This is a genomic window from uncultured Stenotrophomonas sp. (assembly GCF_913778665.1).
GTDB lineage: Bacteria > Pseudomonadota > Gammaproteobacteria > Xanthomonadales > Xanthomonadaceae > Stenotrophomonas.
This window is the reverse complement of sequence record NZ_CAJYVQ010000008.1, coordinates 732,716-747,059: the sequence shown is the minus strand read 5'-3', so window position 1 is coordinate 747,059 and position 14,344 is coordinate 732,716. Positions and strand designations below refer to the sequence as shown.

Sequence of the window (14,344 nt, the reverse complement as noted above, 5' to 3'; positions counted from 1 at the left end):
ACGGGCACCGGCAGATCAGGGGGAAGAACCGAACATCATACAAGCTGGACGTAACCTGACTGAAATTCAGGATTGCGACAGATTCGTGCACAGATTGTTAAGTTCATGTTACGTTCCCAAGGCACTGTTTTGGGCTGCGGAGCTGGTCTCCAGCACGCACGATGGCGCATGCGCAGTGCCGTTTTTGTTTTTGCTCTCTATTGGAACTACATGAAATACGTAAGCAACACCGCACGTCGCAACACGCTCGCCGTCGCCCTGATTTCCGCTCTGATGGCCGCCGCCCCGGCAATGGCCCAGGACAAGGCGACCAACCTGGACAAGATCACCGTCACCGGTTCGCTGATCCCGCAGACCCAGGTTGAAACCCAGACCCCGGTGATGTCCATCACCGCCGAAGACATCCAGACCCGCGGCTTCAGCAGCGTTGCTGAAGTGCTGCAGCAGTCGTCGCTGACCACCGGCGGCCTGCAGGGCGGCCAGACCTCGGGCTCGTTCACCCAGGGCGCCGAAGCAGCCGGCATGTTCGGCCTGAACCCGGGCTACACCAAGTATCTGATCAACGGCCGCCCGATGCTCTCGTATCCGGCGCTGTACAACGGCAGCGACACCTTCAACAACATCAGCGGCATTCCGATCGACATCGTCGAGCGCATCGAAGTGCTGCCGGGCGGCCAGTCCTCGCTGTACGGCTCGGACGCGATCGCCGGTGTGGTCAACATCATCCTGAAGGAGCGCATGGACGGCGGCACGATGACCGTCCGTGGCGGCACCTACACTGAAGGCGGCGGCAGCAACATCCGCTTCAGCGCAGCCAAGGGCTTCAACGCGTTCGACGACCGCTTCCACGCGCTGGTCAACGTGCAGATCGAAAACGGCAGCCCGATCTGGGGCTACCAGCGTGACATCACCAAGCAGAACAACCCGGTCGGCTACACCGCACAGGTGCCGTCGAACGACTTCGCCGTCATCACCAACGCAGACAACAAGCTGCTGATGATGGACCCGAGCCGCTGCGCCAACGTGGCAGGCCTGTACGACGGCACCACCGTCGTCGGCAAGCGCGCCTCGGGCGAGTCCTGCGGTTCGGTGTACAGCGCCGGCTACAAGACCCTGAAGAACGGCAAGAACAGCGGCCAGTTCTACTCGTCGATGACCTTCGACGTGAACGACAGCTTCCAGCTGTTCGCCGACGTGCTGTACAGCAAGGAAAAGACCGAGTTCACCTCCGGCTCCAGCGCCCTGTGGTGGGGCACCAAGTCGGTCATGGGGGGCTTCTACGACCAGGGCGCCGGCAAGGTCGTGAACCTGCAGCGCGCCTTCGCGCCGGAAGAAATCGGCCCGGGCCACTACAACAACATCCTGAACTCCGATGAGAGCCGCGCCTACCAGGTCACCTTGGGTGGCAAGGGCATGGTCGGCGACTGGGATTACAGCGCCAGCTTCACCCGTGGCGAGTACCGCCTGGACCAGAACCGCTTCGTGCGTTTCAAGGACAAGATCGAGGACTTCTTCGGCCAGACCGTGCTGGGCCCGCGCCTGGGCACCACCACTGATGGCTTCGGCATCTACAACCCGAACTACGCCGCCTTCTACTCGCCGATCACCCCGGACCAGTTCGCCAGCTTCACCGGCTACGGCACCCACCGCAGCAAGACCTGGCAGAACCTGGGCCGCGTGCAGGTGACCAACGGCTCGCTGTTCAGCCTGCCGGGCGGTGACGCCGGCCTGGCCGTCGTACTCGAAGGTGGCAGCGAAGGTTGGGACTACTCGCCGGACCAGGCCTTCATCGATGGCAACGTGTGGGGCACCACCGCCGTCGCCGGCGCCGGTCACCGCAGCAACTACGCGGTCACCAGCGAACTGCGCATGCCGCTGCTGGAAAAGCTGACCGTCAGCGCCTCCGGCCGCTATGACGCGTTCAAGATCGCCGACAAGACCGTCGACAAGGCCACCTACAGCGTCGGCCTGGAATTCCGTCCGATCGAGAGCCTGCTGCTGCGCGGCAAGTACGGCACCGCCTTCCGCGCGCCGACCCTGTCCGATGCCTTCCAGGGCATGAGCGGCTCGTACTCGTCCGGCCAGAACGATTACTACCGCTGCAGCCAGATGGGCTACGGCCTGCGTGACGAGGCCTGCTCGTTCTACAAGACCACCTCGGTGTACAGCGAAAAGTCCGGCAACCCGGACCTGAAGCCGATCACCGCCGATGTGTGGAGCGCAGGCGTGGTGTGGGCCCCGGTGAGCAACTTCTCGCTGTCGGCTGACTACTACAACTGGAAGATCAAGAACGAGGTCAAGACCCTGAGCACCGACCAGCTGCTGCTGGCCGAGTACCAGTGCCGCAACGGCCTGCCGAACAATACCTCGGCCAGCTGCCAGAACGTGACTGACTGGGTGTCGCGCGATGCCGGCGGCAACCTGACCCGCGTGTACACGCCGAAACTCAACGTTGCCAGCCAGAACCTGGAAGCGGTGACCGTGGCGGCCAAGTACCAGCAGGATATCGGCCGCTTCGGCTCGCTGATGTTCTCCGGCAACTACACCAACATGCTGAAGCGTGAAGTGCAGCCGATGCCGGGCGCCGCCAAGCTCGACCTGCTGAGCGATCCGTACAACATGTGGTACTACGACAACTTCGCCAAGGTTCGTGGCGATCTGTCGGTGGCCTGGAACATCGCCAAGTTCACCACCACCGTGTACGCCAACTACGTCGGCAGCACCCCGAACTACTTGGCCTACACCGGCCGCAGCTACGGCTATGTCCACTCGTCCGGCGCCAAGGCCGGCAAGTGGGGTTCGTACACCACGTACAACCTGAGCATGAACTACCAGGCACAGGACGATCTGGTCCTGTCGCTGATGGTCAACAACGTGTTCAACAAGCTGCCGGAAGGCCAGCGCTACAACTACCCGGGCAACGAATCGACCCCGTTCAATGACGGCTTCTACAGCGTCTACGGCCGCCAGATCTCGGCCCAGGTCAAGTACAACTTCTGATCCCGTCGTTTTCCGGACTTTGTGTCTGGACCAGGCCCCGCTTCGGCGGGGCCTTTTTTTTGCCCTCCATACGCCGCCGGGACGTCGGCAATGTATCGATTGTTAATACCAGTTGAATTTATCAAACATTCATCATTCTGGCGCTCTTGGATAATCCGCAAAACGGGAAAAATGCCTAGTGACAAAGGGTTTTTCACGAAGCGCGCAACCGCCCGTCACCAACCGTTACAGAGCCGCGCAAGGCAAGTTAAGCGTGTGTTACGTTGACGCCACGCCGCCAGACCGTACAGGCAGGGCAGCTGAACAGAATCCGAATTCCCAGGAACGGGAAACGCGTCATCACGATCACACGGAGTAATCGCATGTCTCGTCGCCGCTTCGCATTCTCGCGCCACCCGCTCACCCATGCCGTCCTTGCCAGCCTCCTGCTGGCCGGTACCAGCGCCACGGCAGTGGCGCAGGACAGCAGCAAGACCGCCACCAATCTCGACCGGGTCACGGTGACCGGCTCGCTGATCCCGCAGACCCAGATCGAAACCCAGACGCCGGTGCTGACCATCAGCGCCGAAGCGATCCAGGCGCGCGGTTTCTCCAGCGTCGCCGAAGTGCTGCAGCAGTCCTCGCTGACCACCGGCGGCCTGCAGGGCGGCCAGACCTCGGCATCGTTCACCCAGGGCGCGGAAGCGGCCGGCATGTTCGGCTTGAATCCGGGCTATACCAAGTACCTGATCAATGGCCGGCCGATGTTGTCCTACCCGGCGCTGTACAACGGCAGCGACGCGTTCAACAACATCAGCGGCATTCCGATCGACATCGTCGACCGCATCGAAGTGCTGCCGGGCGGCCAGTCCTCGCTGTACGGCTCGGACGCGATCGCCGGCGTGGTCAACATCATTCTCAAGGAGCGTATGGACGGCGGCACGCTGAACGTGCGCGGTGGTGCGTATTCCGATGGCGGCGGCGCCAGCTTCCGCGTGAGCGGCGCCAATGGCTTCAACAGCAAGGACGACCGCTTCCGTGCACTGGTCAACGTGCAGTATGAAAAGACCACGCCGATCTGGGGTTATCAGCGCGATATCACCAAGCAGAACAATCCGCGCGGCTACACCCGCCAGCTGCCTTCCAACGATTTCCTGGTCTTCGACGCGGACAACAATGATTTCCTGATGATGGACCCGAACAACTGTGCCGGTATTGCCGGCCAGTTCGACGGGACCACCGTCCTCGGCACGCGCCGCGCGGGCCAATCGTGCGGCTCCGCGTTCAGCGCGGGCTACAAGACGATCAAGAACAGCAAGGAAAGCAGCCAGTTCTATTCGTCGCTGACCTACGACGTGAATGACAACCTGCAGCTGTTCGGCGATGTCCTCTACAGCTACGAGACCGTCAAGTACAACACCGGCGCCGGCTACAACTACTGGGGCACGGACATCAGCATGGGCCCGTTCTTTGATGAGGGCAGCGGCCGCTACCTGGGCCTGCAGCGCGTGTTCGCCCCCGAAGATATCGGCGGTGGCGGCTACCGCGACATCATGAATACCGACCGCAGCAAGTCCTACCAGGTCACTCTGGGCGCGCGCGGCGCGATCGGCAGCAACTGGGACTACGAGGCCAGCATTACCCGCGGCGAGTACAAGCTCAACGAGCGTGGCTACGCGCGCTGGAACGACCCGATCAACAACTGGTTCGCCGACAACGTGCTCGGTCCGGTGCTGGGCCAGACCGACGACGGCTACAACATCTACAACCCGAACTGGGGTGCCTTCTATTCCAGGCTGCCAGAGGGTGCCTTCCAGAGCTTCACCGGCTTCACCACCAGCCGCAGCCGTACCTGGCAGACCCAGACCCGTGCGCAGATCACCAACAGTTCGCTGTTCAAGCTGCCGGGCGGCGACGCCGGCTTCGCCGCGGTGGTCGAGGGCGGCAGCGAGGGCTGGAACTACACGCCGGATGTGCGCCTGACCGACGGCACGGTGTTCGGTACCACCTCGGTGGCCGGCAACGGCCATCGCAGCAACTACGCCGTCACCAGCGAACTGCGTCTGCCGCTGCATGACATGCTGACCGTCACCGCCTCCGGCCGCTACGACAATTTCAAGATTGCCGGGCATACCGTCGACAAGCCGACCTACAGCGTCGGCCTGGAGTTCCGTCCGTTTGAAAGCCTGCTGGTCCGCGGCAAGTACGGCACCGCGTTCCGCGCACCGTCCCTGCCCGACGCCTTCCAGGGCAAGAGCGGTTACTACGCCAACAGCGCGAAGGACTACTACCGCTGCGGCCAGCTCGGTTTCGATCCGTCCAACACGGTCGATTGCCGTTACGGCAGCGTCTCGGTGTTCGGTACGCAGTCGGGCAACCCCGAGCTGAAGCCGATTACCGCCGATGTGTGGAACGCAGGCCTGGTGTGGGCACCGATCAACAACCTGTCGGTGTCGGTGGACTACTACAACTGGAAGATCAAGAACGAGGTCAACACCCTCAGCTCCGACCAGTTGCTGCTGGCCGAGTACTACTGCCGCAACGGCCTGACCAACACCGCGGGCGCCACCTGCGAGGACGTGGCCAACTGGGTCACCCGCGATGCAACCGGTGCGCTGGATGAGATCTACACGCCGAAGCTGAACGTGGCACGTCAGAACCTCGAGGCGGTGACCGCCAGCTTCAAGTACGTGCAGGACATCGGCCGCTTCGGTTCGCTGCAGTTCGCCAGCAACTACACCAACATGCTCAAGCGTGAACTGCAGCCGCAGCTCAACGACCCCTTCCTGGACCTGCTGGGCAACCCGTACGCGATGTGGGTGTACGACTCCTATGCCAAGGTCCGTGCCGATGGCTCGATCGGCTGGGCAATCGACAAGTTCACCACCACGCTGTACTTCAACTACATCGGCCGCACGCCGAACTACATGTCCTACATCGGCCGCAGCTATGACTACGTCGACCCGACCTCCGGCTACAAGGCCGGCAAGTGGGGCTCGTACACCACATACAATCTGAGCGTGAACTACCGCGCGATGGACAACCTGACGTTCTCGCTGATGGTCAACAACCTGTTCAACAAGGTGCCGGACAACCAGCAGCACTCCTACGCGGGCAATATCGACGTGCCGTACAACAACTCCCTGTACAACGCCTACGGGCGTGCGATCTACGTGCAGGCGCAGTACGACTTCGGCAGGAAGTAAGCGCCCCTCTGGCGAAACAACAAGGCCCCGCTCCGGCGGGGCCTTTTTCATGCCTGCACACCCGGGCCCGGATACCGCCGGTCAGTGCCGACAACCGGTGACCACACCTGGTGGGCCTGCGCATCACGCTTCATGAACTGTCGCCAAACGTTACATGTCTACCTCGGACTCCTGAAAAGCCTTCATTTGGTGAATGAAATGTTAAGCGAAACTTGGCGTCAATTGACGCCTCAATTGCCGACATTCGATACAGAAGAGAACATCGGGTGCGAAATTGCAAAATTTTCGTTCAGGGACCATTGCAATTTTATTCACGAGGCATTTATAAATGAGCTACGTCGTTTGTGACCGTGTTCCCTTTTCGTCACAAGGCGCACCCACTACACATCGGAGAGAGTCCTGATGCAAACGAAGTTCTGGCGCCGTGCGGCGCTGGCTACCGCCCTGTCCGGCTGCCTGTTCTCGGTTGCCCACGCACAGTCCGTGACCGGCTACATCTACGGCCAGGCCCCGGCCGGGTCGGGTTCGACCGTGGTTGTCCGCAACCTGGGTACCGGTGCCACACGCACCCTGCCGGTCGACGCCAATGGCCGCTACCGCGCGTCCGACCTGCCCAACGGCCGCTACTCGGTGGAACTGCGCCGTGACGGCGCCACGGTCACCACCCAGAATGACGTGGCGGTCAACATCGCCTCCGGTACCGAAGTCTCGTTCGCTGGCGGCAAGGCGACCGATCTGGACGGTATCGTGGTGCGCGCCGCTTCGATCGCATCGGTCGACGTCTCGCAGGTCGATACCCGCACGGTCTTCAGCTACGAAGACCTGCGCAGCCTCCCGCTGCCGCGCGACATCACCGCCGTTGCCCTGCTGGCCCCGGGCGCGATCGCCAGCAACAGCTACAGCGGCGTGCCCAGCTTCGGTGGCTCGGCTGCCTCGGAGAACGCCTACTACATCAACGGCTTCGCCGTGACCAACCCGCTGACCAGCATTGGTTCGACCACCCTGCCGTTCGAGGCCATTGCCCAGGAGCAGGTGCTCACGGGTGGCTTCGGTGCGGAATTCGGCCGCTCCACCGGCGGCGTGGTCAACATCGTGACGCGCCGCGGTACCAATGAATGGAAGGCTGGCGCCTACGAAATCTGGACCCCGGAGTCGCTGCGCGCCTCGCCGCGCAACATGTACTACGCCAACACCGGCCACTTCACCGCCAATGATCCGCGTGGTGCGGCCTACCAGACCGATGGCAAGCTGTACCAGTACCGCAACAAGAACAGCTCCTGGCAGAACACCACCGGCGCCTACGTCGGCGGCCCGATCGTCAAGGACAAGCTGTTCTTCTTCGTCAACGGTGAGTTCACCAAGACCGACGGCAGCAGCGCCCGCTACGCAACCAACACCAGCGCCGCCAACCTGACCCGCGGCTGGAACGAATACACCTACGAGTATCCGCGCTGGACCGCGAAGGTCGACTGGAACATCACCGACAACCATGTCATCGAGCTGACAGGCGTGTCCGACGTCACCAAGTATGACGCCGAGTACTCCTCCTTCAACTACAACGATTTCAGCCACGGCAACGTGCAGACCGGCGGCATCAGCACCAAGGACGACTCCAAGCTCTACATCGGCAAGTACACCGGCTATCTGACCGACAACCTGACCCTGTCGGCCCTGTATGGCCGCCAGAAGATCGAGCACTCGCAGGGCCTGTTCAACTACGACCCGAGCTGCCCGTACATCAGCGCCGGCGCTACCGCACAGGCCCCGGGCCTGAAGTACGGCAGCTGCCAGAGCACCACCTCGCTGGTCAGCGCGCCGGGCGCCTTCGACGAAACGAAGGGTGGCCGCATCGACCTGACCTGGCGCGTGGGCAACCACGAACTCCGCTTCGGCTTCGATCGCCAGGATGCCGAATCGCTGACCGGCACCGAGTACCCGGGCAGCTACGGCTGGATCTACCGTCGTTCCACCAACCCGAACACCCCGATCGACGCATCGCACGGCGTAGGCTCGGCAGCGAGCGGCGGTGGCCTTGGCGCGCAGGGCTACTACGTCTATCGCCTGTACAGCACCAAGCTGGCGCAGCCGAAGACCGAGCAGGCGTCCCAGTACATCGAAGACCGCTGGCAGGTGTCGGACAACGTTCTGCTGTCACTGGGCCTGCGCAACGAGCAGTTCACCAACTACACCGGTACCGGCGAGAAGTACGCAAGCCAGAAGACGCAGATCGCACCGCGCCTGGGCGTGGCCTGGGACGTCAATGGCGATTCCTCGCTGAAGCTGTTCGCCAATGCCGGCCGCTACCATCTGGCAATGCCGAACAACGTGGCAGTGCGCGCCGCTTCCGGCTCGCTGAACACCAATGAGTACTTCACCTACACCGGCGTCGATCCGAACACCGGCGCGCCGACCGGCCTGAACTCGATCCCGGTCGATGCCTCGAAGGGCTACCTGTGCCCGGGCACCAACGCTGTCGCCAGCAACCTGGAATGCGGCAATGCGCCGAACCCGCGTACCCTGGCTGCGGTTGACCTGAAGTCGCACTACCAGGACGAGTACATCATCGGCATGGAGCAGCAGCTGGCCGCTGATACCGTCTGGGGCGCCAAGTTCACCTACCGTGAACTGAAGAGCGCGATCGACGATACCTGCACCCCGGCCCTGGGCGGCGCCTGCTTCCTGTTCAACCCTGGCGTGGGCAATACGTTCTACGAAGAGCAGGCCGATGGCAGCTACAAGAAGGTGCACTACTCGGCGGCCGATCTGCGCCTGCCCAAGCTCAAGCGCAAGTACTACGCCCTGGACCTGTTCCTGGAAAAGCGCACTGACAACTGGTACGGCAAGGTCACGTACACCTTCAGCCGCAACTACGGCAATACCGAGGGCCAGCTGAATTCGGACCTCGATACCGGTGCTGGCGGCCAGGAAGACGTCTCGGTTACCCAGGACTGGGACCTGCCGCAGCTGATGGAAGGCGCAAACGGCCTGCTGCCGAACCACCGTGGCCACGTGCTCAAGGCGTTCGGCTACATGAAGCTGACGCCCGAATGGCGCGTCGGCGGCAGCCTGACCGTGGCCGAAGGCCGCCCGAACAACTGCACCAGCATGTACCCGACCCCGGATAAGGGCCTCTACGACGGTTCCTACTACTGGTACTGCGGCCTGCCGGGCAGCGGCACCGCACCGGGCACCCCGGGTTACGTGGCGCCGTCGTCGGATTACGGCTCTTCGCCGCGCGGCTCGCATGGCAAGGCACCGTGGCAGTTCAACCTGGGCCTGAACATCGCTTACACGCCGGACTGGGCCAAGGGCCTGACCCTGCAGGCTGATGTGATCAACGTGCTGAACCGCCAGGTGGCCGGCAGCTACTACTCCCGTTATGCCGCCTCGCCGTACCGCGGTGCTGCGGACTACAACCCGGAGTACGGTCGTGAGCTGAACTACTCGACCCCGCGCTACTTCCGCTTCACTGCCCGATACGACTTCTGATCATCCGGCAGCACCGTTGACCCGGAAGGCCCGTGCAATTGCACGGGCCTTCTTTTTTCCTTTCATGGCGCCTCGCGTGCAGCCCCTTGCACCTGGCCATGACCTTCGACACCCTTGCAGGGCAGGCCGGCGGCGTATCGTTCGGCCCACGGCCGTCCCCGCGGCCCTTCCCTGACTCACTCGGCCTGGAGGCCATCAAAGTGACCCGTACTCCCAAGATCGTGCTGCTGACCCTGGCCGTTTCGGCCGCGCTGGTTGGCTGCGGCAAGACTGAAGCCCCGGCCAAGGATGCCACCGCCTCCACGCCGGCCCCCGCCCAGGCCACCCAGTACACCCTGGACGAGAGCAAGCTGCCGGCCTACAACGCCTTCCAGCCCAGCGATCTGGACGCCAGCAAGGACGCCTGCGGCGCCTTTGGCGACTACGTCAACAGCAAGTGGCTGGCAGCCAATGAAATTCCGGGCGACCGTACCAGCTGGGGCGCCTTCACCATCCTCGACGAACGTTCGGTCGCCGTGCAGCACCAGCTGGCCGAGCAGGTCGCGCAGGTCAAGGCCCCGAACCACATCGAGAAAATCGTCGGCGACCTGTGGGCGACCGGCATGGACGAAGCCAAGATCAACGCGCAGGGCATCGAGCCGTTGAAGGCCGACCTGACCGCGATCGACGGCCTGCAGGACAAGGCAGCCATCGCCAACTACCTGCGTACCAGTGCCGCCAAGGGCGACAACATCCTGTTCGGCTTCGGTGCCGAAGCCGACTTCAAGAACTCGGCCGTGAATCTGGCCTACGCCAGCCAGGGCGGCCTGGGCCTGCCGGACAGCACCTATTACACCGACGCCAAGAATGCCGACAAGCTGAAGGCCTACCAGGCGCATGTCGCCAAGGTGCTGGAGCTGTCCGGCGTTGCTGCTGCCGACGCCGCCAAGCAGGCTGAGGAAGTGGTCAAGTTCGAGACCCGCCTGGCCAAGGCTTCGAAGTCGCGCGTCGAGCTGTCGCGCAACGTCGAGCTGTACTACAACCCGGTCACCCTGGCTGACGCCGACAAGCTGACCCCGAACTTCAGCTGGACCGAGTTCTTCAAGTCGCAGGGCGTGGCCGCGCCGGAGAAGTTCTCGCTGGCGATGCCGGCCTTCCATGAGGAAGTGAGCAAGGCGCTGGGCGACACCGATCCGTCGGTGTGGCGCGCCTACCTGCGCTTCCACACCGTGGACAGTGCCTCGCCGTACCTGGCCGACGCCTTCGTTCAGGAGAACTACGAGTTCTACGGCAAGACCCTCAACGGCCAGAAGGAACAGAAGCCGCGCTGGAAGCGCGTGCTGGGCACCATTGAGAACGATGCCGGCGAAGCCTTTGGCCAGCTGTACGTGAAGGTCGCCTTCTCGCCGGAAGCCAAGGCGAAGATGGAAGAGCTGGTGAAGAACCTGGCTGCTTCCCTGAAGGAACGCATCCAGGGCCTGAGCTGGATGAGCGATGAGACCAAGGCCAAGGCCATCGCCAAGTGGGAAACCTTCACCCCGAAGATCGGTTACCCGGACAAGTGGCGTGACTGGTCGGGCCTGCAGACCCAGCGCGACAGCTACCTGGGCAACGTGCGCGCGGCCAACGAGTTCAACTACAAATTCAACCTGTCCAAGATCGGCAAGCCGGTGGACAAGACCGAGTGGGGCATGACCCCGCAGACGGTCAACGCCTACTACAACCCGCTGCAGAACGAGATCGTGTTCCCGGCCGCCATCCTGCAGCCGCCGTTCTTCGACCCGAAGGCCGACGACGCACTGAACTACGGCGGCATCGGCGCGGTGATCGGCCACGAAATGACCCATGGTTACGACGACCAGGGCGCGCGCTTCGGGCCGACCGGCAACATGGAAGACTGGTGGACCGCGGCTGACAAGAAGAACTTCGAAGGCCTGACCGGCAAGCTGGTCAAGCAGTTCGACCAGTACAAGGTCGACGGCCAGGCAGTGAACGGCCACCTGACCCTGGGCGAGAACATCGCCGACCTGGGCGGCCTGGCCACCGCCTACGACGCCCTGCAGAAGGCCAGCGCCGGCAAGGAAGACCCGAAGGTCGACGGCTTCACCCGCGACCAGCGCTTCTTCTTCAACTGGGCCACCGTGTGGCGCACCAAGTACACCCCGGAGAACGCCAAGGTCCGCCTGGCGACCGACCCGCACGCACCGGCGCAGTTCCGCGCCATGGGTGCACCGTCGAACCTGCCGACCTTCGCGGCCGCGTTCCAGTGCAAGGCCGGTTCGCCGATGGCCCGCAGCGGCGACCAGCAGGTGGTGATCTGGTAAGCCACGGCTGAAGCTGCAGACCTGCAAAGGCCCGGGAATTCCCGGGCCTTTGTTTTTGGCGGTGTCTGTCATCCACGCATGGCGTGGAACTACCGATCCCGGCGCTCTCCGGTAGCTGCCGACCTTGGTCGGCGAAAGCAACGCGACGCGTGCATCCCGCCCCGCCGTGCCACCCACCCGGTAGCGCCGCGCATGATCGGCGAATGCTCCGTGATGCGTGCATCCCGCGCCCATGCCCAGCTTGCTATAGTGCGCGCGCCCTCAATCCATCACGGATTCGTTCCATATGCCCAACTTCCGTCCGCTTGCCATCGCCCTGGGCATCAGCCTGGCGACTCTGGTTCCGACCCACGATGCGTTCGCCGCCGCCAAGAAGAAGGCCGCCCGCGCCCCGGCTGTCAGTGCCCAGTGCAGCGACTTCTACGACGCGACCAATGCAGGCTGGCTGAAGGCCAACCCGGTGCCGCAGACCGGGGCCACCACCGCGCTGGGTCAGCTGGTCGACCGCAGCCGCCAGCAGCAGCGTGAACTGCTCGACGCCGCGATGAAGGCGCCGCAGGGCAACGTGCAGAAACTGCTCGGTGATTTCTGGGCCAGCGGCCTGGACGAAGCGGCGGTGGAAGCCGACGGTTCCAATCCGATCGCCCCGCTGCTGACCCGCATCAACGCCATCAAGAAGGCCAAGGACGTGCCGGCCTCGATTGCCGCGCTGCACCAGGTCGGCATCCCGGTGGCCTTCAACTTCGGCCCCGACGTCGATCTGAAGGCGCTGGATCGCCACATCGGCTACTTCATGCAGGGCGGCATGGGTCTGCCGGACCCGGCGTTCTACACCCGCACCGACGCCGACACCGTGGCCGTGATGGGCCGCTACCGCGCCTACGTCAAGCAGATCCTGGCACTGACCGGCACCCCGGCCGCCAAGCTCGATTTAGAGTCTCAGTCGGTGATCGCACTGGAAACCGAGCTGGCGCGCAATGCGCAGTCGCTGGCCGGTATCAACAACCCGTTCAACAACTACGCGCCGATCTCCACCAAGGAGCTCAACAGCCGTTACCGCAACCTGCAGCTGGATGCGTTCCTGAAGGCGCAGGGCGTGGACGACGACCTGGTCTCGCTGGCCGATCCGGGCCTGTTCAAGCAGCTCGATGGCATGGTCACCAAGCTCAAGCCCGAGCAGTGGAAGGCCTATCTGCGCTGGCGCGTGGGTGACTCGATGGCACCGTACCTGTCCAAGGCCTACCGCGACGCCGAGTTCGAATTCCGCGGCCGCGTGCTGCGTGGCGAAACCCTGCCGCCGCAGCGCTGGGAAAGCGTGCTCGATGCGATCAACGTGGCCGCCGGCCCGATGGTCGGCCGCGAGTACGCCGCGCGTTACCTGTCGGCCGAAGACCGCCGCCAGGCCGCGTGGATCGTCGACAAGGTGCGTGAGGTGCAGATCGAAGCGGTCAAGAACAGCAGCTGGATGAGCGCCGAGGCCAAGTCCGAAGCCCAGGCCAAGCTGGCCGCGCTGAAGATCGAGATCGGTACGCCGCTGCGTGACCTCGACTACTCGGTGCAGCCGATGGGCCGCGGCTCGTTCGGCGGCAACATGCTGATCGCATCGACCTGGCGCCACCGTGAGGAAATGCGCCGCATCGGCAAGGGCAACGCCGACCGTCGCTGGGACGTGCTGCCGCAACAGCCTTCGCTGGCCTATGACCTGGCGCAGAACCGACTGATCGTCACCGCTGCGATCCTGCAAGGCCCGGTGTTCAACGCCAAGGCTGAGGCCGCCGACAAGTTCGGCAGCTTCGGTGGCCTGGTCGGCCATGAGCTGACCCGCGCGATCGATGCCAAGGGCGCGCTGGTCGACGCCAAGGGCGAGCTGCGCAGCTGGTGGACCCCGGCCGACAAGACCGCCTGGACCCTGCTCGGCAACCGCGTGGCCGCGCAGTACAGCGCTTACGACTTCCCGGGCGTGAAGGGTGCCAAGGTCAACGGCGCACTCACCCAGGAGGAGAACCTGGCCGACATCGCCGGCCTGGAACTGGCCTGGGCCGCCTACACCGCGCAGGAGCCGAAGGCCAAGCAGGCACAGCAGCAGGGCTTCTTCCGCGCGTGGTCGGCGTTGTGGGCGCAGCAGCTGTCGCCGAACGAAGCGGTGCGCCGCCTGACCGCCGACATCCGTGCGCCGGGCCTGTGGCGCAGCAACGGCACGCTGGCCAACCTGCCGGCGTTCGGCGCCACCTTCAGCTGCAAGGCCGGCCAGCCGATGCAGCGCGGCGAAGCCGAGCAGATCAAGGTCTGGCGGTGAGCCATCGCTTGTGCAGGTAATGCAGAGGGCGCCTTCGGGCGCCCTTTTTTTTTGCGGTTGCAGCACGATCC

5 protein-coding genes are annotated in these 14,344 nt (G+C 63.8%); all 5 read left to right on the top strand.

The window, feature by feature from the left end; translation table 11 throughout:
• Positions 1 to 210: 210 nt before the first annotated feature.
• Positions 211 to 3,000 carry a TonB-dependent receptor gene (locus QZ853_RS11980; RefSeq protein ID WP_295573385.1) on the top strand — a complete coding sequence of 930 codons (2,790 nt, stop codon included), beginning with the start codon at positions 211 to 213 and terminating at the stop codon, positions 2,998 to 3,000.
• 362 nt (positions 3,001 to 3,362) lie between these two features.
• Positions 3,363 to 6,185 carry a TonB-dependent receptor gene (locus QZ853_RS11975; RefSeq protein ID WP_295573382.1) on the top strand — a complete coding sequence of 941 codons (2,823 nt, stop codon included), beginning with the start codon at positions 3,363 to 3,365 and terminating at the stop codon, positions 6,183 to 6,185.
• Positions 6,186 to 6,587: 402 nt separating this feature from the next.
• Positions 6,588 to 9,674: a TonB-dependent receptor gene (locus QZ853_RS11970; protein ID WP_295573380.1), complete on the top strand. Its 3,087-nt coding sequence runs from the start codon at positions 6,588 to 6,590 to the stop codon at positions 9,672 to 9,674.
• Between the two features lie 200 nt (positions 9,675 to 9,874).
• Positions 9,875 to 11,977: a M13-type metalloendopeptidase gene (locus QZ853_RS11965; protein ID WP_295573377.1), complete on the top strand. Its 2,103-nt coding sequence runs from the start codon at positions 9,875 to 9,877 to the stop codon at positions 11,975 to 11,977.
• 286 nt (positions 11,978 to 12,263) lie between these two features.
• Complete coding sequence (locus QZ853_RS11960; RefSeq protein ID WP_295573374.1) at positions 12,264 to 14,273, top strand: M13 family metallopeptidase; 2,010 nt, start codon at positions 12,264 to 12,266, stop codon at positions 14,271 to 14,273.
• The last annotated feature ends 71 nt before the right edge of the window (positions 14,274 to 14,344 follow it).

Excerpts from the sequence above, each read along its gene's own strand:
- QZ853_RS11980 (WP_295573385.1), top strand. The coding sequence starts at position 211 with ATGAAATACGTAAGCAACACCGCACGTCGCAACACGCTCGCCGTCGCC.
- QZ853_RS11975 (WP_295573382.1), top strand. The coding sequence starts at position 3,363 with ATGTCTCGTCGCCGCTTCGCATTCTCGCGCCACCCGCTCACCCATGCC.
- QZ853_RS11970 (WP_295573380.1), top strand. The coding sequence starts at position 6,588 with ATGCAAACGAAGTTCTGGCGCCGTGCGGCGCTGGCTACCGCCCTGTCC.
- QZ853_RS11960 (WP_295573374.1), top strand. The coding sequence starts at position 12,264 with ATGCCCAACTTCCGTCCGCTTGCCATCGCCCTGGGCATCAGCCTGGCG.